We start from the raw sequence: 19,965 nt of genomic DNA, 5'->3' as shown, positions 1-19,965 counted from the left end.
TCAGCGCTCAGGATCCGGAACACACAATAGGCGCGCGTCGAACATGTTTGGCCGCTCCAGCCGCAAGCGTCAGAGTACAACGTGCAGGACGAACTGGCTTCATCCTGTGCCAACTACGAGGCGCATCGACATTGCCCTCAGTTGCCACGCCTGGCGCTCAAGCCGATGGTCATCCTTTACGCCAAGCGTCGACGCTTTACTCAGCCTTCATTTGTGCCAACGGATTTTCGGTAACATCGCCGGTGATTGGCGGCTGCTCAAGCACCTGAGCAAACCGCCCTAGGAGGTCGATCGTCTTCGGCGACATTTCCGCGATGGGACCAGGTACATAGCGTGCGACCAGGCAGGCGCGGCGGCGCTCCTCAGAGTCATCCAGCAGCAATGGCAGGGTCTCGATTGCTTGCTCCCGTTCCAAAGTGGCGATGATGGTCTGTTGGCGAGTGATTGTAGTCAGACGGTCAGAAGGGACCGAGCGGAACGGCTCGTTCTGCGTCAGGACGCGTGACCAGCGATCGAGACGATCGCGGCGGATACCGCCGCGATCGCTCACAAGCAGCGCCATCATGCGGATGACGGCCTCGATAAAGCCGCCGGTCGCGATCATCTTAAGCGCACACTGAACGTCCGGGCGCGACCTCAATTCTTCTGGCGTCATTTGCCTCGCCTGCACTTCGTAGCGATCACCAAAATAGTGCTGCAAAGGAGTGTTCCACATGCTGTGGAACGTCAGCTCATACATCATGTCGCGCAGGTCGCGCCAGTAGATCATCGCCTGTGCGATATGCTGCACATACAAGGCTTCCGCCAGCAGGAATGGATTATCTACTCTGGCCTTGGCTCGAGACTGGCGAACCTGCTCGCTTATGGACTTGAAGCCAGCCAGCATCAGATTTCGCGAAGAAATTAGCGCTCGCGACAGGCGCTCCGGGTGAACACTACGGCAAGCTTGGGCCGTGAAGGTCGTGACTGCAGCTCTGACGAAGGGGCGGGCGATTGTGTGATAGATCTGTGCCTGAAGTTCAGACGCCCGGTCAACTGCACCGAAAGGGAACTCATCGCGATAGTTGTCGTTCAATGCCCGGATGTCCTTGAAGCTGCGTTCGACTAGTTCAACACTGAAGCTTTTTCGTCCATCGTGTTCCTGAACATCTTTGACGCACATTTCGTAGAGGCCGGGCATTAACGCTTCGATTGCCTCAAGCGTGGTTGCAACTTGCCGGAACTCCCTATTGACAACTTTTGAAGAGACGAAGATGCCGAGGTGCCCGATGTCGTCATGCACCATATAGATAATGTGTTGGCCGCGAACGCGGATCTCCTCCTCGTCCTCGTAAACATCTGTGATCCAATTCAGAGCCTGCTGGGGCGGCGTCACTTTGTCGCCATGGCTGGCAAACACGATGATCGGCGCCCGGATCTGCTTGAGATCCACGTGCTGACGCTCCGATCCCAGGTAGGCCATGTTTTTGCCGAGCCGGTTGCCGATGAACAAGTTTTCGAGAATCCAGCAGATCTCGTTTTCGTGCAGCAAGCAGAAGCTGCTCCACCACTTCTCGGTGGCAAGAAAGCTTTCGCGCGTCGTATCCACGTCGCGGAAAAGCTCGGCGTACTTGAGGAACAGCCGGCGCTCGGGATTGAGCATCTCGAAATTATGTATGAGATTGGCTCCATCAAACATGCCCTGGCCAAGGTCGCACAGAAACATCGGGATCCAGACTCCGCCGAATATGCCGGCAATGTAGCGGAAAGCGTTGTCGCCGATGTTTCCCGACACAGCCGTCACCGGTGATCCATTGATGACGACGGGTCCTGTCAAGTCAGGGTTTGTTGCGGCCAGAACGAGGGTCGCCCAGCCTGCTTGGCAGTTGCCGATAATGGCCGGCAGAGGCGCGCGCGGATGCCGGCGGATCACTTCTCGAACAAACGCCGCTTCCGCATAGGCCACATCAGAGAGTTGCTGATCCTGCTCCGGATCGCGACGGAAGCTCACCAGATACACTGGATGACCTTCGCGCAAGGCGACGCCGAGCTGACTATCGTGCTCGTGGGCTCCCACACCCGCAGTGTGTCCCGCACGTGGAGGGATGATAACAAAGGGCCGACGACGGGAGTAATCGACCGTAACATCTTGCGGCGGGATGATGCGCAGCAATACGAAGTTGGACTTTACGGGAAGATCCCTTCCGTCCATGATCTTCTCGTACTCGTAGAAAAGAACCGGCTGACAGCCTGCCGCCTCATGTTCAAGGAAGAGGTCGCCGCTCTCCCGGAGAAGATCGATTAGCAATATAGCGCGCTCGCCCGCGTCGCGGGTGTATTCACGCCAGGCAACCCCAAGCTGTCCATCGTCACGCAGGTTCCGGAGATCTTTGGCCAGACGTTCGCCGCTTGCCAAGAGCTCGGGCAGGCGCATAAAGACCATTTCGCAGCCGCGCTTGACCCGCAGTATCCAGGCAACTTGTAGAATGTTGATGGTCTTCGCGCCCTGTTGGACCATGCGATCAGCGTGGAGTCTGAATGGGCTGCGGGTGAGCGCGTGCTCGAGTTCTGCATGTTGCGCTTCCATTGACTGGGCCAAGTTGGAGCGCTGGAACGAGTCAGACATGGCCTGACCTCCTCTGTTCTAGAGTCGATGCCGCCCCGTAGTGCTGATTCACGCTGTGGTGCCGGATTGCCTGTCTACGGCATCTTTCATCCGGCAAACTGCTCGCAAGCGAGGTCAGTGTGACCAAGAAAGCGTAACCTCAAGAGGACGTTTTGCGAGCAGGGGTGACTTTCCACGACGTTCCCGAATCGCTCTATGCAAAGTCGATGCCAGGCATCTTGTTGCTGCCGAGACGAAGTATGGCCAAGCAACTTCCGTCTTCCTGTTCTGCTGCACAGGTTTTGTCTGATCGAAAACCAACACTGGCAGAAATCAGACACTGCGGATCACCTTTGTTAGATAGCGGACGTCTGTACATTCCTTGCTGGCGTTTACACGAGCGTCGCGAGCCCGTGTAGCTGACACCCAAGCGAGAATGCAATGCTCGGCGTTGTGATTGGGAACAAACGTCAGAGACCTTAAGGCTGCCATCCATCAATTTGGAAGCGCCGCGGATGCGGTCGCCTACGGTTTTCAGCACTGGCGGTGCTGCGCCTCGCCTGGGCAGTCGCAGGAATCGCCGTGGGATTTGGGTTGCGCGCGAACAGAACGGCGATTTTTCGCGGTCTCTTCCTGAACCGCACCCACGCGTTCAAGTACGCGCTGTCCAAGAATGGCCATCATCCAGAAACCATCGTCGAGGTGTCGCGCGAGATGGAATTCGATGTTCCCGCTCATTTGCAGATCGTCGGCACGAGCTCCGCCAACTAATACATCGACCCCAATTGAGAACAGGAGACGAAATTCAATGCGCGCCAGCGGCTTCCTTCAATCTTGAAAATGAAATTGCAAGCTTCCCGGCCTTCAGACCCCAAAAGGTAGCAATTAAACCTTGCTCCGCTCCAAAATTGACTCCCGCTCAATGGCTTGGGCGGTTCTTCACGGCCGACTGTTTAGTGTTGTGGCGCCCAGTGCTGACCTGGATTGCAGCCTGGCAGCGGCGCTGCGCCTCGCCCGAGGCTAGCGTAAAGCCTATGTTTCCAGTGTGAAAGTCTCCTCGCGTGTCGCGCCGATCGACTGGAGGCGCCGCACGGCGCCTTCATTGCGTTGCCGCGCCGCGTATTGATACGAATTGACTGCTGCGTCCCGATCTTGTGCGGTGCCTCGGCCTGACATCAACGCGTCGCCCAGAGCAACCTGCGCTTCCGCCATGCCTCGCTCGGCGGCTCTCTGAAGCTATTCCGTCGCCTTCGTCACGTCAGCCTCGCGCCCCTGTCCCCTCCCGAGCATCACGGCGAGGTTGTACTGCGCAACAGTATGTCCCTGCTCTGCAGCGGCCTCATACCAGTTCACACCCTCTGCAAGATCCAGGCGCACTCCAGTACATAACGGCGAGCTGGAACTGTGCGGCTGCATGCCCCGCGCGCGCGGCCTTGGTCATCCACGATGATGCTGCTGAGCATTCCCCACGCCGCTCTTTCGGATCCAGATGGAGAAGTCCAAGCATGTACTGCGCCTCGACATAACCGGCTTCCCCCGCCCGTGTAAGCCATAGGATTGCGCCTAATATATCGGCGGCCCCTCCGAACTTACCCATCTTCAGCGCGCCCAGTTGAAACGCCGCCGGAGGATGACCAGCCTCCGCGGCCTCTCCCAACAAAGAGTGCTCGCGTGCAACGTTATCAGCAGACGCATCCTAATGAAGCAGGAAGACCGCATAGGCGGTCTTGGCGTCAGGATCTCCGCTACTGGCGGCCCTGCTCACATTCCGACGCCATTTCCTGATCTTTGGGAACGCCAGCGCCGGTCGAATAGAGCTTTCCGAGTTGCACCTGTGCGGCGCTGATGCCGCCATCGGAGGCACGTTCGAAACCATTTTATCGCGGCCTCCAAGTTGCGCTGAACGCCGGAGCCGTTGAGATAGAAGATTGCAACATTGAACGCCGCAGTGGCATGGCCATTTTCGGCCGCGCGCTCGAACCACTTCGCGGCATGACGAATGTTGGGCGAGACACCGACACCAGTCGCATAGAACCGCCCTACGAAGAATTGCGCCTGCACATCGCCCCGCTCGGCCGCCTTCTCATACCAAATCGCCGCCTCCCGCAAATCGGGCTCGGCATCGGCTCCGCTCGAATAGAATTCCGCGAGTGCCTGAATTGCCGGAAGATAATCCTTCCGCGCCGCCTTGCGCAGCGCGGTCTCGGCGCGATCGAGGTCCTTGGCGACGCCCTTGCCGCTGAACCGAAACAGGCCGATGTTGTAGAGTGCGATCGGATCATCATGCGTGGCGGCACTCTGGAATAGGCGAGCAGCCTCAGTCGGGCTCTCGGGCAAGCCCCTACCCTTCAGCGTCATGAATGCGAGCCCAATCTGCGCCCTCACGTGATCCTGCGCGGCGGCCTTGCCATACCAGATCGCAGCCTGGGCGAAATCGACGGGTACGCCGCGTCCCTGATAATAGACATCGCCGAGCGCGAACTCGGCAGGTGCAAACTTCTGATCGGCCGCCGCGTGATATCAACGAAGTGCAGCAGCGAAGTCCTTCGTGCACCCCTGCCCTTCGCTGTAGAGATGGAGTGCCCGACCGCATTGAAGCCGGAAGGCCTCCTTGATGAATAGGCTCGGCGCGATGCAATTCACGTTTCCGCGATGGCTTCCAAGGATAACAGCTTCTCTCACTAACTTCGAAAAGTACAGGGCTCAAGCGTGGTCGCACTGAAGGGAAGTGAAGGAGTACCATCAATCAGAAGAGTACCATCAATCATCAGCTTTAAGTAGACGATAGTTGGACAGCTGCAACAGATCGGCTTCATCAAATCGGCCTTGAAAGTTCCGCGCCCTGTATGTCGCACCGTCTGAACCAGCCCTAAAGGATATGATCGTACCGGCGTTTCCGAGAACGGCGTGACGCACCTCTGGTTCAAGCTGATGGAGGTATTGGTGGGCGACTGCAAGTGTTGAAACTCGTCGACGTAGACAAAGAACGGACGCCGTTCATACTCGGGTAGGTCGGCGCGGCTAAACGCAGCAAGCGCGAGCGTAGTGACGAGCAATCCGCCCAGGTGTACGAGCTGTCCTCACCGATTTGCCCTTTGGCCAGGTTCACCAGTAGTACTTTGCCCTCATCCATGATTTGCCGCACATGGAGATCATGCTGGGGAGCGGTTAGAAGTCTGTTGAGTATCGGATCTGAAAGGAAGGCGCCCACTTTGTTCTGGATCGGCGCCGTGCCGTCGGCACGGTAGCCAAACGAGAACCGCTCAAACTCTTTTATGAAGAACGTCCGAACCGACTCGTTTTTCAAGTGTCGCGCAATCTCGGCGCGGAACTTCCGGTCCGATAGGATGCGCATCGTGGCGTGCGGTTGCTCCTGCAGCGCCATCAAAACGTTGCGCAAAATGTGCTCCATGCGAAGGCCCCATGCATCCGGCCACATTTTCTTGAATACTTCGATGAAGCCAGAAGCAGCGAGCGCGATCCGATCTTCACGGACATGCCGCAGGGGATTGTACCCATACGGCTGGGAGGGATCGCACGCATTTAAGTAGATCACGTCTGATGAGCGTCTCGTGGAAACCTGCGCCACGACGCGCTCCACCAAGTCGCCGTGAGGATCGATAAGAGCGATTCCACATCCGCGCTCGATGTCCTGAAGCGCCGTCGTCTCGATTAAAGTCGACTTTCCGGTACAGTCTTGCCAATGATGTAAAGGTGCGAGAAGCGGTCTTCGTCAGCCCGACGAGATCAACGATCCACTGACGGATATCCTGCGAGCGGGCGCGCAGCAGCTTTTGGCGCAGGCGATCGAGGTCGAAGTCGCGACGTTTCTTGCCACGATGAAGGACTTGAAGCCGGCCGATGGGCGCGCCCGCGTGGTGCGGCACGGTCGCGGCCCGGCGCGAACGACCGGCATCGGCCCCGTCGAAGTCGCACGGGCGAAGATTCGGGACCGCGGCGCGGCCGGCGATGGCGAGCGGATCCAGTTCAGCTCGGCGATTCTGCCGCTGTGGGCGCGACGGACCAGGAGTTTGGACGCGCTGTTGCCGGTGCTCTACCTGCGCGGCATCTCGACCGGCGGCTTCCAGGAGGCGCTGACGGCCCTGCTGGGTAAGGACGCACCGAACCTGTCGCCAGGGGTGATTTCCCGGCTGACGGCCGAATGGCAAGGCGAGTACGAGCGTTGGCAGAAGCGCGATCTGTCGGCGCGGCGCTACGTGTATGTGTGGGCCGATGGGGTCTTCCTGCAGGCGCGCATGGAAGACCACGGCGAATGCATGCTGGTGCTGATCGGCGCAACGCCGGAAGGCAAGAAGGAACTGATCGGCTTTCAGGTCGGCGTGCGGGAGAGCACGCAGAGCTGGCGCGAGCTCCTGATCGACGTCAAGCAGCGCGGATTGCAGATCGCCCCGGAAATTGCCGTCGGCGACGGCGCGCTCGGCTTCTGGAAGGCGCTCGATGAGGCTTGTCCCGGCACCCGGCACCAGCGATGCTGGGTGCACAAGACCGTGAATGTCCTGGACAAGGTCCCGCTCTCGGTGCAGGCGAACATGAAGACGGACCTGCGCGAGATCTACCGGGCGCCGAACCGGGCGGCCGCCGAAGCGGCGATCGATGTCTTTGCCGAGAAATACCGCGCCAAGTATGGCCGGGCGGTCGAATGCCTCACCAAGGACCGCGACGCGCTGCTGACCTTCTACGACTTCCCCGCCGAGCATTGGGACCATCTGCGCACGACGGATGAGATGGACAAGCGATTTCTTCGTCGCCGAGACGACGACTGCGGAGATCGCTGTAAGTCCACCTATTGTTCGGCTGCGCTGCGGGCCATTCTTCCGTCCCGGCCACCGATCTCGCAGCCGCCGCGCGCCGGGGCGGTCAAGGCTGGCCGCATCTGCGGCCACCGCAAGGCTTGGCCTTGACCGGCCCGAGCACGGCGGCACACTGGCAGTGGAACGGGACTGCATTCCTGGCTAGAACTTGCCATCAGCCGCGATTATGGTTGTTGGGCGCGGGCGACCTCGTGGCGAAGCGTGACGCGTCGGCTGCAAGCGTCACCGGACTGCCTATTTTGTCCTGCCGAACTGAGGCGCTCGCGAGCCACTTTTTGGGTGCCGCGACTTCCATTGCGACACGAATCGTTCGTAGCTTTGCTCGGCCTGGGCGGCAATCAACATCTCGCGGTCGCGCAGCGGCTTGATGTTGTAGGCATAGGCTGGTCCACGGCGGCTCCCTTTCTGTTGTGGATGTCCGGCTTGAAGTTGCATCGCGCGGGTCTTGCCGGCGACTAGCGCCGGGCGCGCCCACAGGTAATCCTCGCCCTTTGTCAGCAAGTGCCAGCAGAGCACAGTGAGCTTCCGAGCCACGGCCACCGCGGCGATCTGATGGCCGCCGCGCACGGATCCGCACGAAAAAAGCATGCAGTGGACCGGGCGCCTTGGCCGCTGCCCAGGCCGCTTAGACCAGCATGGCGCGCGCATGACTGCGGCCGATTTTGCTGATACGGCCGTGGTGGGCTGCTCCCAACCCGGACTGCCGCACCCGCGGGTTCAGCCCGAAATAGCTCACCAGCTTGTGCGGGCTGTTGAACCGGCTGATGTCGCCGATCGCCGCCACGATGCCGGCGGCGACCGCCAGGTTCACGCCGGTGATCGTCATCAATCTGTTGACCGCGGAATCCTCGATTGCGTCCCGCGCGATCTCGCGGTCGAGCAGGACCAGGTCTTTCGCCAGCCGGTCAAGCTCACGGACATGCCGGTCGATGGCCGCTCACTCATCGTCCGGCAACTGTTGAGCGGCCAACCATGCCCGGCACAAGATCGGCATGCGGGCACTTCGGGATCAGGTGCGCGTGCAGGATCGAATGCACCTCGTTCTTGAGCCGCGTGCGATGCCGCACGACCTGGTAGCGCCGCGCCACCAGCCTACGCTTGCGCTCGGTCTCCGCGTCAGGCGTCCAGATCTGCGGCAGGTATCCCGCCGTCTGCAGACTGGCGAGCGTGCCGGCATCGATCTTGTCGGTCTTGACGTGAGCCTGGGCGATCGCCTTCACCTGCAACGGATTGGCGATGATCACCCGCGCCACGAATGGCGCCAGAACCCGCGACACCGCCAGGCGGTTACCAGTCGCTTCGAGCACCACCTCATCACCGGCCAGCGGGGTTTTGCCAAATCCCTCCAGCGCAGTCCGCGTCATATCAATGCGACCCGCATGTCGAAGCCTGCCGTTCTCCCAAAATACCACCTCCCCGAAGGTTCGGTGGACATCAATGCCAATTTATCCGTCGCATTCGCACCTCCTCTGCCGAACACATGACGGGAGCTGCGGGCGACACGACAACTACGGATTCGCGCTCGCGGCGCAACCGGGCGAGTCGCAGAGGCGGCCAGCTACTAACTCGAGCTCTCGGCTCATCGTGTGCATCGGCCTGTCCGCACTTCGTGCTCCCGGTGCCTCTGTCCCGATGGTCGCACCATACGCCACGATGTAGGAACACCGCAGCGGAACGTTGGCACCGAGCCATCTCATACCGGTTACCAATCCCATCGAAAGCGTGTTCGCGACCGTGCGGCACAGAACGGTGCGCACCAAGGGCTCGTTGTCGCCGACCACCGCCAAGCCTGATGGTGTTCAAGCTGGTCATCGCCGCATCAAAGACCTGCCGGCGGCTCAACGGCACAAATCCAATGCCCAAGGTCATCGCAGGTGTCAGATTTAATGACGGCATCGAGGTCATCCAAATGCCGGAAAACCACGCCGCCTGATCACCTCGTCACCCAAAATCCCGCATAGCTCCAGTAGTGGACGCTCGCTCCGCCTCGGAACGAGCACCCGAATGGGTCGGAAGCTCGTAGCGAGGAGGACACGATGTCCAACATTTCTCTTGCCGAGAGAGTTCAAACGAGCCCCGCGATCTGCATGACGGCGGGGTGCAACAACACCGCCGACATGGAGCCCGATCAAGACCAGGGCTTCTGCGAAGCATGTGGTGGCAAGACGATCGTCTCGGCACTTGTGCTCGCCGGCCTGATCTAGGAGGGTGGCGATGCTGGTTCGCAACTACTACCACCCCGAAGAGTGCACGCGAGTGGAGCGACGTGTGGTCCGCATGACGCCCTACAGGCGCGAGGACGCGGAGGAGTGCGATGATGAATAGTATCGCCCTTCTGAACGATGCCTTCCGGCGCACTTCGGTGGCGGCAAGGCAATGATGACAATCGGAGCCGCCGAGCTACCCGACTGCGTAAGGCCGAGGCGCTCCGTCAGGTGGCGGATTTCTCCGGGTTTACAGAGGAGAACGATTCTCATGGCGAGCACGGCTTCGGAAGCTTCGACTTGGTGGGTCAAAAGTTCTTCTGGAAGATCGACTACGACGACAGGAAGATGCAGCAAGGCTCCGAAGATCCAAGCGACTCGGAAAGGACATTGCGTGTCCTCAGGCTGATGTCGGCAAGCGAGTACTGAACAGAACAAGAAATGGTCGCCTCCTATCCAGACGCTGCGGAAGAATGCTCCAGCAGGACGAAGCACCGTGGCGGGGAACATCGGAAGCCCTGCCGAACCCTCAGGGTTAAGCGCGCGATCAGTGCGGACATTTGCCTCGGACACTGCTTGTCCAGCCCTCGCCACGGCGAGGGCTTTGTATGGATCCTGAATGGTAAGTAGGCTGCTCTAGGATTCGTTCAGATCACATGACTCCGAGGCGCATTTGTCTAGCGAGCGATATGGAGATGACACCGAACAGATCTCTTTTCCGCGGAGGCGGAGTGGCGCAATGGGATCTGCATGTGCATAGCCCAGCGTCAAACAATTTCAGCGGCGATTGGCCGGCATTTGTCATTCAGCTCGGAACCTCCGACCGGCGTTACTAGGATCCCCGGTATCGTATGTCCGAACACAAACGCGGAGCCTTGCTTACCATCGAGGTGGCGTTCTCGGCTCTTACGCTATCGCTACCGCTCACCAAAAACTCGTTCAGTAAGTGCTGTTTGATTGTCGCGGCCTCCCGCTCTCCCTGTGAGGCAAGCCAAAGAATGCGCTCCGCGATCTCCAGCGCAGAGCGGTGCTCCTGCCCGATGAACGTGGAGCTAGCAAGTACTTCATCAAGGACGTTGCGGAGCATCTGCACCGTAGCAGTGTCGTAAACCATGCGCGAATACCCATCCCGACAAATCAATGAGCCAAAAAACACTGCGCGTCACTCCGACCAGCAGCGGCAAGTTGTCGGACCAAGCTACGTAGCACGCTTTGATTGCAGGTTTATGACCGAGCGTTTCCTCGTGACACAACGCGCCTCTCTCTGCACTGACAGGGTATACCCGTCCTACCGTCGGGATTGGGACATCGATGTCTTGAGGATGACGTAGTTTAAATTGTCTAGCGGCTCTTGCCTGAGTGAGAACTTCGAGTGTCCGTGTCAGATAATTTGAGACTGGCCAGGCTTTTCGAGAAGGGGGGCTCCTAGGCTTAATCGAGTTTTACGCTCTTTCTGGCCCAGGCGAGGACCGGGGCAATCATGAATCCGCTGCCATTAGCAGCCACAGGTTCCGCTGTTTGCGCTCGCGCAGACCTTGCAACCTACTTCGAACGAGGTTGGCAGTATAGGAAGCCCATCGGGTGCGCATCTGCGGTGACCTGCCACTGCATTTTCATCCAGCGGCAGTTAGAGTCTCGGGGTTTGTACGCCAAGTGGCGCGGGTGCAGCAACGGACGATCGGCGGAGCTGGTCGGGGTTGCGCAGCCGATCGTCCGTTGCGGTGAGGTGGGCGGCGTAGGCCGCGGGGGTCAGGTATTTCAGCGACGAGTGGGGACGCTGGAGATTGTAGTCGGCGACCCAATTGCCGATCTTGGCGCGGGCGTCATCGAGATCGAAGAACAGGGTCTCGTTGAGTAGCTCATCGCGCATCCGGCCATTGAAACTCTCGACGAAGCCGTTCTGCATCGGCTTTCTCGGTGCGATGAAGTGCCAATCGATGGCTGCGTCCTTGCACCAAGCGAGCATGGCGTTGCAGGTGAATTCGGTGCCATGGTCGGACACGATCATTCCTGGCTTGCCGCATCGCTGGACGATTGCCGTCAGTTCGCGGGCCACGCGCCGCCCCCGAGATTGAGGTCTCCGGAATGGCGCTCAGGCATTCCTTGGTGACGTCGTCGACGATGCGGAAGCGTCGGCCATTGGCGAACTGGTCGTGGACGAAGTCCAGCGACCAGCGCGCGTTCGGCCTCGCCTCGACCAGGATCGGGGCACGGGTCCCCACAGCTTTGCGGCGAGCCCGCCGCTTGCGGACGGTGAGCCCTTCCTCGCGATAAAGCCGGTAAATCCGGTTGATCCCCGATGGCTCGCCCTCCCGCCGCAGCAAGACGAACAACCGGCGATAGCCGAAACGCCGCCGCTCGTTGGCGAGATCGCGCAATCGGCCACGCAGAACTGCGTCCGGCGGGCGGCTTGAGCGGTAGCGGATCATCTTGCGATCCGCCCCCACGATCCAGCAGGCCCGCCGTTCCGACAGGCTCATGACAGCCTGCAGATGCGCGATCGCAGCGCGCTTTGCGGCGGGCCCTACCATTGTTTTGAAAGGAGCTCGCGAAGTGCGGGCGCATCGAGCATCTGCTCGGCCAGAAGCTTCTTCAGCTTCGCGTTCTGCTCTTCCAAGGCCTCAGCCGCTTCGCTTCGGGCCGGACTCTAACTCCTTCTGGAGGAATACGCAGTGGCAGGTCACAATCGGTACAGGCGGCCGGCTTCGCTCGGAATCCACGGCCGACTTCGTCGGAATGCGCACCCCTGACAGGAACGACAAACTTGAAGCAGTTTGGTCTACCTCCTCGTGAACAAGTCACGCCCCGTCATTTTATGAAACTGCCAGTCCGATCCCACGTAATATAGTGTCCACCCAGCTGGAATCTTATTAGCAGCTACACGACCATTCCAAATCGTGATTGTTTTGCAGTCTGGGGCCGCGGGTGCCGTCCAATTGACGTAGAAATCTATTCTGTTTGCCGTGACGACGCCTGCGACAGGGTAAGGCTGTCCCCGGCACGAAAATCCAGTCGCGTTGTTGACATACGTTCCCGCGAAATTCCCTGTTGACGGGTCTAGCATCTGGATCGAGAGAAACGAGCCCCTTTGATTCACCCATGTGGAGGGGACGGGCAACTGCGCGTGAGCAGATACCGATATGACGGCAAAGAGCAGAAGCACAAACAAGCGTGTCATGGTATTCCCCTAGGCATTAGGCAACTGCACAAACGCTGCCAGATATAGATTCGCTCTCATGATGCGGCCATGCAATTCGCTTCCACAATCAACCCAGAAGCGCACCCGTCCACGAAAAGTTCTCGCTTCGTAGTTTCGCCAGATTCTCCAGAGGTGGATTTGCCGACGGCCTCATTTCGAGCGACGTTGGGTACCGACCTCTTGAGAATGCTCAAAGAGCGAACGACGGGTCACAGCGTCTTGAGGTATTCGAGCAGCGCCTTTTTGTCTTGTTCGCTCAAATTCGTCCCGTACTCGTGGCCGCATCGGCTGTTTCCAGAATTGATGTCATTACAATCCGTGACGGATAGTGAGTCACTTTGAGGCTCCTGAGCGGCGGCAAGACCAACGTTTTCGATGTCGTACTTCCGTCCAATGCTAAACTGCGATTTGCGCTGCCCGGATGGTTTGAGCAATTCCGCTAGGGTAGGAACCGAGCCGTTATGAAGATAAGGTGCGGCGGCCCAAATGCCCTGCAGAACGCGGGCCTCGTAGGCGCCCCATTGAGGGAGTCGACTGCGCGATGCCTTTTCTGCCCCTTCCGCTTGGCTTTTTTGATCTCTTCCGAAGTGCTGACAGCGTCGAACGCCGTTACCAGATCCTGCAGGGTCGGCGGTAGTCGTACCAACCCCAGAGACTCCGGGGTCTCCGACGACCCCGGATCTGGTGACGCCGCGACCCGTGCGTTGGTGGAAGGGTCACCACCGGCTAGCAAGTGTTCTGCGATCGAACCAATGACCGAGGTCGCGAGAATGTTAAGAACCTGATCCCTTTCCTTAAGAGGAGCGGTTGCGAAGGGAATGTACGCTCCGTTCAGGACGCCTGTCTTCGCTTTCCAGGCGAGAACATCGTACTCACGTGTATCGGTACCGACGTTCTGCACCACGGTTCTCCACGTTTTGATGAATGGAAAGCGCTGCTCGCCGCCTTCAATCCCATGACAACCGCTGCATCCCCCTTCATCGGAACCTCTTTCGAAAATCATCTTACCCCGGATGGCTAAGGCAGCGTCAATCTTCCAGGGCCATTTCGGAGGGCCGATTCGCTTCACGAGGTTTTCAAGCTCGCTAAGGCCGTCGAAATTGGTGGAATTGCCATTGAGGAAATTGATGACCGCTCCCTGACGCTTCGGCTCGAACGTAGCGAACACCCCTAAAACCTCGCCAACGTTCCGGGCCAGCCCCAAGATGTCACTTCCGTTCTTTGCAAATCCCGGCCATTGCGTCTTGTCCTGCCGCGGCGCATTCCAAAGGAATGGGTATCTCACGGGAGCGTCAGCGGTTTTTATGTTTTCCGGGATCATGAAATCGGGTGGCGGACCGATGTCCAGTCCGGATAACCGGTTGAAGATCATCCCGACAGCATCCAAACGGCCTACTCCCCAGCCGCTTTTGGGCAGGGCTCGCACCACAAGCGTGTGAAACCGCAAGTACCACCTGTCTACCTGCCGGCGAAGAACCTCAAGATCAGCCGTATCGGGATTTGCCGACTGCAGAACAGCTGCAGCAAAAGGAGCAAACGAGTCATCGCTAGCAAGCACATCGCCGACAGCCTTGTCCAAGTCACCAAGCAGCGTGTAGAAGTCCACGAGTCCGGGACCGCCATCGACACGATACACATTGCCTTCCACTTCGATCTGGCGCGTATGACATGCGGAGCAGGTCATTCCGACAATTTGGAAACCTTCAGGACCGGAGGCATGAAAGCCGACGGGAAGACTGACCTTGTTGCCTGGATTGGGGAGATAGCCGTACCGCGACAAACCATCGGCGAGGAACGGTTGTCCGTTCCTTTGCTTTAGAGCCTGCATCCAGGAGAGCGCGATCAAACGCGAGCCCTGATCGCGCACATAGAAGTCCGCTCTCGCCGTCGCGGTCCACTCTGCACCTTGGTCAACGTAGAATGGAATAGCGTCCGCGCCCTGTGCGCTCGATCTTGTCGTGGTAGCAACGGTTAAGCCGATCAGAAAGAGCCTCAGACGGCAGTCTAGCATCTGAGGGCAGGTGATTTGGTATTAAAGACCCATCAAGTTCAACCTACCAAGTTTTGTAGTGATGTCGGCTGCCTCTGCATCGCCCACCAATGGAAATCGCAGAATCTGCGCCATAATCCGAGGGCTCGCGCAGGGCCTCATGCGCCGCATCCAGACCCCCACAGCTGTCAGCCCGCCCTTGGCCAGCACCGCTGCATCGCGCCGGTCGGTTTTTACTCGATCCCCGGCCTTCATCGGGATCAGCGAGGGAACCACGACGTGGCAGTCGTGCCCCAGTCCGTTCAGTTGTCGCGATGCAGGCCATATCTGCAGAGTCCGGCGGGCTCAATACGGCGCGCCTTCGAGCACCCGGCGAGCCAAATCGTTCTGCAGGACTACATTCATGCCGTAACCGACGCTGAGGTCCGTGTGGACTGTTTGTCCAAGTGATCGGGGAGCTGGCGCCACAATGGTCGATCACGCCATTTGTAGAGGCCCTGCAGGCAATGCGGGGCGTCACCTTCATCGTTGCCGTGACGGCGGCTGCCGAGGCCGGCGACTTCTCTCGCTTCAACGACCTCAAGTTGACGGCCTTTTTCAGCCTCGTGGCGTCGGAGTATTCGAGCGTGCAACCATCCGACGCGGGGTGAGAAGAGGAGCGCGCCAGATCCGGCACTCGGTCTGCCGCGATCCGGTGCCGGCTGAGGGCGCGCTCGGTCCTTGCGGCGCGTCGATGACGTGTGATGGCTGCAGCCCAGCTGCCGCGCAATCCGCTTCAGACCCTACCCGCACGCCCTCAGGCGCAACATCTCCGCCACGTCATCCGGCGTCTTCATCACCTGCCCCCGTGGATCAATCCACGACGAGCCTTCCGTTATTCGTTCCTCGTTCATTCGCTCTCTCCTCGGCTATCCAAGGAGGGGGCAATTCCTCGTGACGCCGAGGGAGCAGTTTTCCATGGCGTGCGACACGAAGCGTAAATCGCCGTTCAACGGATTAAAACGGGTAACGGGGCCGAGGGCCGGTCCAAAGCCGGAATTAGCGCGCGATGAAGCGACGTTGTGTGACGACGTAGTCGCATAATGATGGGTCAGTTAGGCCGCCTTGTGAGACGGCCGACCTCTTGTGCAGTCCGTCAGGCGCGAGTGGATCGCTCAGGAGAACGCCGCCCAGGGATGCCCAGCCGGACCACGGTCCGGAGCGCGGCTTATCCTGCCAGATGTGCCAAAGCGCGTTGTCAGCCCCGCGCGCAAACACTTCCAGCCGGCCGTCGCTGTCGGCGATCGCGGCGGGATCGCTGGTGATCTGGCCGCCAAGCGAGGCCCAACCGGACCACGGAGCGGCATGCGGCTCCTCCTGCCAGATGTGCCACAACGCGTTGTCGGTCCCCCGGGCGAACACTTCGAGACGGCCATCGGAATTGTCGACCACGGCAGGATCGCTGGTGATGCCGCCGCCGAGCGAGGCCCAGCCTGACCACGGTCCGGCATGTGGCTTGTCCGGCCAGATGTGCCACAACGCTTTGTCGATGCCACGGGCGAACACTTCGAGACGGCCATCCGAATTATCGACGCTGGACGGCGAGCTGGTGAGAACGCCGCCAAGCGAGGCTCAGGTTGACCACGGCCCGGCATGCGGCTTCTCCTGCGAGATATGCCAGAGTGCCCTATCGATTCCGAGACTAAACACCTCCAACGTCCATCGGAATTCTCTGTCACCGATACCGAGTTGGTAAGCGCTGCTGCTGCATTTGTCACGACAGCCTCCAATTGTGTTATGAGGAGAACAATTAACAATGCGCAATCTGAAGTTCGCACACTTTTGCCCTGCGATGGCGCCGACAAGATGGTCTCGCGTGAAAGTGATCCCGCGTTCAAGTTCCCTGCATTCTCATTACGTTTGCTGCAGTGAGCGAAGCAACGCTTTGGTTGCACTCACCCCACGCGTCCCGGCGCTGCGCGAGAGCGTCGCTGACGCCATGCTTGCGGCACAGATCGGCAACCGACACGCCGGCTTCATGCTCCTTCAAAATCCCGATGATCTGCTCTTCCGAAAAGCGGCTGCGTCGCTTCATGCTCTGGCCTTGTTGTGGGCCAGAACGAACTTCAAACTGGATTAAGCCTGTGGGGCAAGGTCACAAGGAACGACTAGAAGTAGAGCCCAGAATCGGAGGCTTTCAATCGTACTCAAGCCAGCCGGGATTAGTCAGACTTTTTTTGGGCAACCCGTGGGCAACCACCCAGTTATTATTAGCAAAGGTGATACGGCAAAGGTGATGAAGCATAACGCAAAAGCCGCCATATGGCGGGCTTTTGCGTTGAAGAGACCAAACTGGCGGCCGAGCAAGTGAGCCCTCATACATCGACGTCAGCGGCTAAAGGTTGAAAAGATCGATGGATGTCAATCGGCCCTTTAACTGCGGGCTGTTTTCAAGCTGCCATTCTTTCTCTCCAGTGGCACGCCGACCGCGATTGCTCCGTCGGAGCTGCTCGGGGTTGCGGAGACGGAACGGTCGCGGTCCGGCGAGACGATCGCCTAGGGAGATTGGATAATCGATGCGTCTGGCAGGTCCTACAGTGGCCCAATACTCGATAGTTCCGCTGTAGACAGACGTTAGCGGCTGATCAGTTTGCGTATTGAACAAACAGGCTCGGAACGTGAAAGCACGGCAACCGTGTTGGTCTGCAATCTTACCTCGCCCAACCGTCCGACAAACTCCACTTGAGCTTGGTTGTCGAGATCGAGTGTGCAGCACGAAGCGCAGACACTTTGAAGAGCGATGCGACTTCATCATCGACGGCGAACGTCATTTTGACAACACCTTCCTGTCCGCCTCGAACGATTCCTGATCTTTCGGGTCCGCAAGCTTAAACCAAGAGCCGGGTGCATACGTGGCGATAAGCTTGGCAAAGAACGATTGTGGCTCCCAATCTTGCCCTTCACGCTTCTCGAAAATAATGATTCCGTCGCGCGTGAAGTAACTAGGTCCGGGAACATTGCAGTCGACCGAAAGCTCGACGCGCCATAGCCCGCCCTTCGTGGTTTGCTGCTCATCTCTCGTCGGCGAGTAATGCACTCCAACCGGCTCGCCGATAGCGCAGCGGCCACGCCGCAGAAGATCGCCCAACTTGCCCTGGGCGGTGGTCACGAAGTTGAAGTTAGCGGGATTATGCAGAAAGTGACGGTTCACGCCGCTTTCGTCGTTTGTCACTTCGTCCGCGATGAGCGAGAGTGCGAACGCCTGCCAGCCTAGTTCCATCGGCTTTGCATACGGCGCCACAATTTTCACTGTGTCATCGGGCATCACCTCCCACGTGACCGTGTACTCTTCCTTTGTTTTATCGGCCCGGTGTTTGGCCCATGAAAAAATAACTGACTCGCCCGAGTCGGCCTTTTGACCAGCCTCCCATCCCCTGGGGATGAAGTGTGCTACCTTCGAGACCTTGGTGAAGATTTGCTCCGCTGTCTCACCATCCTGCGCTCGCCAGGTTGATTTGACCTTATCGATAAGCGGGTTGTCGCTCGTACGAACACCATCGCTCTTACCGGCCGGCCCACCCGGCAAGATCAACCATACGCCAAGGCCGATACAGAGACCGATAACGAGACAAAGCCAAAGCACGCGCCTTTCGATCATTTCTCTTACCCCGCGCAGCTATCCTGATATCCGCGCAAAATTGTATCTTGAGGAGAGTGGCGGCGCAGCTACCAGGACTGGTTGGCACCCAAATCAATTTCGTTCACCCCAGCCTGCTGGCGATCTGATGCAGGTGCCGACACTTCTGCGGAGCGGGCCCAAGGAGGTCCGGGGCCATTTGATCAGCTTGACTTTTAGAACAACACCTCGGCTGGCAGTGGAGAGCATGCGTAGTGTGCTTGAATGCGCTTGCCTGCATTTTCAGCTTCTGTGAAGGATGCGCCCCAGCACTACATCTCATCGGGCATAGTACGAACTGGCCATCAATTCTCATCCGAACGATTCGAAGAGCTTCGGCGTATATACAGAGCCGTGTCGGGGAGGAGATCACTGCGGCAGAGGCGTGCGATATCGCGCATCGCCTCGTCGCGCTCTATAGATTGCTTTCCCGCCATTTGCACGACGACGCGAGCGGCCTCCTTTGCTACTCCTCCGGCTCAAATCGCTCCCGAAGACTTCTGGCGTTGTGCAAGATGCGCGCCGTCGTCGGCCTGCATGTCGCGCAGGATCATGCGAGCTTCCGGCCATCAACGATCCTGCCAAGAACCCCGAAGCAAATGATCTCAAGTGAGTGGATTAGGCCTTCGCTACGGACACCACTGTAATCATTTGCGGTTCGAGACGGCACTCGCGTGCGGGCAAGAGATCGACATGCACGCTCACAACGGTGGCGGCCTGCTCGCGTGCTCGCCCGATAATCAGGAAAAGCCGGACGAGCCCAGTGAGAGTGGGCGTGCGTGACTAGCGAAAATACTCTACTTCTTACCCGCCCTCGATCAGCGTGGGAAGGCCGATCGTCCTCACTGGGGTTGAGGTCGCCACGCAAGTTCGGTGGCGACGAACAAGAAGAAGGATGCGTCAACCGGCGCACTGCTAGTCTGGCAGTTAACCCAAACTGCATTGTCATTGCCGGCCCGGTCGGCAGTGTTACACCAAGCGTTCTCCGCACCGTTCGTCAAGGTGTCGGCCTGAACCCATCGGCTCCAACCCTTGATTGCTTGGACGTTGTGTCCGAAATCGATCTGATATATGCCAGCCCCTCTTGGTGTTCGCGGTGTTGTAACCGAAGCAGCCCGCTATGCTGCCGTCTGAGTTGATTGCCGCTGTCAAAAACACGACCCCTCTGGTCGGCTGCACTTAGCCCGGCGCGACACTGAGAGCGCGCTCCTGCCCTGGAAGGGTGTTGTTCTCCTGTCTAGCTGTCTGTGCGATGGCAACACTGGAAAGAGCGATTCCCAAACGCGTCAGTGCGATAGTGGCGACAGAGCGATTCATGATATCTCTCCTCTACTATTTGCGAACGCCCCCTGCCTTCAGGCAAGCCGGCGCTTTGACCAGCGTCAGCGTCGTTAGCAACGTTGGCATGCCTCCGTCGCCCCGATCAACAACTAGGCCTAGTAGGTGAGCACGCGCATGCTGTTGCAACTCGCGACTTGAATAATCATTCTCGAGGCTCCAT

14 protein-coding genes and 6 pseudogenes are annotated in these 19,965 nt (G+C 59.0%); 6 read left to right on the top strand and 14 right to left on the bottom strand.

The window, feature by feature from the left end:
• Positions 1 to 196: 196 nt before the first annotated feature.
• Positions 197 to 2,605, bottom strand: a complete 2,409-nt coding sequence (locus N2604_RS06680) for a DUF3141 domain-containing protein (protein ID WP_158672180.1) — start codon at positions 2,603 to 2,605, stop codon at positions 197 to 199.
• A 525-nt stretch (positions 2,606 to 3,130) separates the two neighbouring features.
• Between N2604_RS06680 and N2604_RS06675 the strand changes: the two genes are divergently transcribed.
• Entirely contained in the window at positions 3,131 to 3,355 is a 225-nt protein-coding gene (locus tag N2604_RS06675; RefSeq protein ID WP_311739830.1) for a hypothetical protein, read from the top strand.
• A gap of 261 nt (positions 3,356 to 3,616) precedes the next feature.
• On the opposite strand, the gene N2604_RS06670 is transcribed toward N2604_RS06675, so the two are convergent.
• From N2604_RS06670 to N2604_RS06655, 4 genes are all read right to left on the bottom strand, one after another.
• Positions 3,617 to 3,796, bottom strand: coding sequence for an SEL1-like repeat protein (locus tag N2604_RS06670; RefSeq protein ID WP_245334194.1), 180 nt, complete (start codon positions 3,794 to 3,796; stop codon positions 3,617 to 3,619).
• Between the two features lie 24 nt (positions 3,797 to 3,820).
• Complete coding sequence (locus N2604_RS06665; protein WP_225115165.1) at positions 3,821 to 4,000, bottom strand: tetratricopeptide repeat protein; 180 nt, start codon at positions 3,998 to 4,000, stop codon at positions 3,821 to 3,823.
• Between the two features lie 345 nt (positions 4,001 to 4,345).
• Positions 4,346 to 4,969: a tetratricopeptide repeat protein gene (locus N2604_RS06660; protein ID WP_245334195.1), complete on the bottom strand. Its 624-nt coding sequence runs from the start codon at positions 4,967 to 4,969 to the stop codon at positions 4,346 to 4,348.
• A 538-nt stretch (positions 4,970 to 5,507) separates the two neighbouring features.
• The gene (locus N2604_RS06655) at positions 5,508 to 6,173 is read right to left on the bottom strand and encodes a hypothetical protein (protein ID WP_124163948.1); all 666 of its coding nucleotides are present in this window, start codon (positions 6,171 to 6,173) and stop codon (positions 5,508 to 5,510) included.
• A gap of 157 nt (positions 6,174 to 6,330) precedes the next feature.
• Here N2604_RS06655 and N2604_RS06650 point away from each other — a divergent pair.
• Positions 6,331 to 7,344: pseudogene (locus N2604_RS06650) on the top strand (IS256 family transposase); the annotation flags it as partial.
• Between the two features lie 306 nt (positions 7,345 to 7,650).
• On the opposite strand, the pseudogene N2604_RS06645 reads toward N2604_RS06650, so the two are convergent.
• Positions 7,651 to 8,855, bottom strand: a pseudogene (locus N2604_RS06645) (IS110 family transposase).
• Positions 8,856 to 9,120: 265 nt separating this feature from the next.
• On the opposite strand from N2604_RS06645, the pseudogene N2604_RS06640 reads away from it, so the two are divergent.
• The 3 genes and pseudogenes from N2604_RS06640 to N2604_RS06630 form a co-directional block, all read left to right on the top strand.
• Positions 9,121 to 9,349, top strand: a pseudogene (locus N2604_RS06640) (IS256 family transposase); the annotation flags it as partial.
• Positions 9,350 to 9,452: 103 nt separating this feature from the next.
• On the top strand, positions 9,453 to 9,620 hold the full coding sequence (locus N2604_RS06635; RefSeq protein WP_157786120.1) for a hypothetical protein: 168 nt from the start codon (positions 9,453 to 9,455) through the stop codon (positions 9,618 to 9,620).
• Between the two features lie 231 nt (positions 9,621 to 9,851).
• Positions 9,852 to 10,049, top strand: a complete 198-nt coding sequence (locus N2604_RS06630) for a DUF3768 domain-containing protein (protein WP_158626813.1) — start codon at positions 9,852 to 9,854, stop codon at positions 10,047 to 10,049.
• A 1,198-nt stretch (positions 10,050 to 11,247) separates the two neighbouring features.
• Here N2604_RS06630 and N2604_RS06625 read toward each other — a convergent pair.
• The 5 genes and pseudogenes from N2604_RS06625 to N2604_RS39560 form a co-directional block, all read right to left on the bottom strand.
• A pseudogene (locus N2604_RS06625) lies at positions 11,248 to 12,243 on the bottom strand (IS3 family transposase); the annotation flags it as partial.
• A 156-nt stretch (positions 12,244 to 12,399) separates the two neighbouring features.
• Positions 12,400 to 12,684 (bottom strand): hypothetical protein, encoded by a 285-nt coding sequence (locus N2604_RS39570; RefSeq protein WP_409241721.1) that lies wholly within the window; start codon positions 12,682 to 12,684, stop codon positions 12,400 to 12,402.
• A 344-nt stretch (positions 12,685 to 13,028) separates the two neighbouring features.
• Positions 13,029 to 13,307, bottom strand: coding sequence for a hypothetical protein (locus N2604_RS39565; RefSeq protein WP_370140866.1), 279 nt, complete (start codon positions 13,305 to 13,307; stop codon positions 13,029 to 13,031).
• On the bottom strand, positions 13,259 to 14,686 hold the full coding sequence (locus N2604_RS06620) for a di-heme-cytochrome C peroxidase (protein WP_370137893.1): 1,428 nt from the start codon (positions 14,684 to 14,686) through the stop codon (positions 13,259 to 13,261). The genes N2604_RS39565 and N2604_RS06620 overlap by 49 nt, the downstream gene beginning before the upstream one ends.
• 268 nt (positions 14,687 to 14,954) lie before the next feature.
• Positions 14,955 to 15,150 (bottom strand): annotated as a pseudogene (locus tag N2604_RS39560) (IS110 family transposase); the annotation flags it as partial.
• Positions 15,151 to 15,255: 105 nt separating this feature from the next.
• Between N2604_RS39560 and N2604_RS06615 the strand changes: the two are divergent.
• Positions 15,256 to 15,459: a transposase gene (locus tag N2604_RS06615; RefSeq protein ID WP_199752497.1), complete on the top strand. Its 204-nt coding sequence runs from the start codon at positions 15,256 to 15,258 to the stop codon at positions 15,457 to 15,459.
• Positions 15,460 to 15,847: 388 nt separating this feature from the next.
• Here N2604_RS06615 and N2604_RS06610 read toward each other — a convergent pair whose 3' ends face one another.
• The 3 genes and pseudogenes from N2604_RS06610 to N2604_RS06600 form a co-directional block, all read right to left on the bottom strand.
• Positions 15,848 to 16,354: a DUF346 domain-containing protein gene (locus N2604_RS06610; protein WP_050996317.1), complete on the bottom strand. Its 507-nt coding sequence runs from the start codon at positions 16,352 to 16,354 to the stop codon at positions 15,848 to 15,850.
• Positions 16,355 to 16,772: 418 nt separating this feature from the next.
• Positions 16,773 to 16,883, bottom strand: a pseudogene (locus N2604_RS39555) (transposase); the annotation flags it as partial.
• A 732-nt stretch (positions 16,884 to 17,615) separates the two neighbouring features.
• Positions 17,616 to 18,446 carry a nodulate formation efficiency C protein gene (locus N2604_RS06600; protein WP_100213463.1) on the bottom strand — a complete coding sequence of 277 codons (831 nt, stop codon included), beginning with the start codon at positions 18,444 to 18,446 and terminating at the stop codon, positions 17,616 to 17,618.
• Positions 18,447 to 19,965: the final 1,519 nt, after the last annotated feature.

Source organism: Bradyrhizobium sp. CB1015, from assembly GCF_025200925.1.
Lineage (GTDB): Bacteria > Pseudomonadota > Alphaproteobacteria > Rhizobiales > Xanthobacteraceae > Bradyrhizobium.
The sequence above is the reverse complement of the archived record's forward strand: the minus strand, read 5'-3'. Positions and strand labels throughout refer to the sequence as shown.

What these genes read in the sequence shown, in the direction of transcription:
- N2604_RS06635 (WP_157786120.1), top strand. Translation starts at nt 9,453, where the DNA reads ATGTCCAACATTTCTCTTGCCGAGAGAGTTCAAACGAGCCCCGCGATC.
- N2604_RS06670 (WP_245334194.1), bottom strand. Translation starts at nt 3,796, where the DNA reads ATGGCGGAAGCGCAGGTTGCTCTGGGCGACGCGTTGATGTCAGGCCGA.
- N2604_RS06600 (WP_100213463.1), bottom strand. Translation starts at nt 18,446, where the DNA reads ATGATCGAAAGGCGCGTGCTTTGGCTTTGTCTCGTTATCGGTCTCTGT.
- N2604_RS06680 (WP_158672180.1), bottom strand. Translation starts at nt 2,605, where the DNA reads ATGTCTGACTCGTTCCAGCGCTCCAACTTGGCCCAGTCAATGGAAGCG.
- N2604_RS39570 (WP_409241721.1), bottom strand. Translation starts at nt 12,684, where the DNA reads ATGCTAGACCCGTCAACAGGGAATTTCGCGGGAACGTATGTCAACAAC.
- N2604_RS06665 (WP_225115165.1), bottom strand. Translation starts at nt 4,000, where the DNA reads ATGCAGCCGCACAGTTCCAGCTCGCCGTTATGTACTGGAGTGCGCCTG.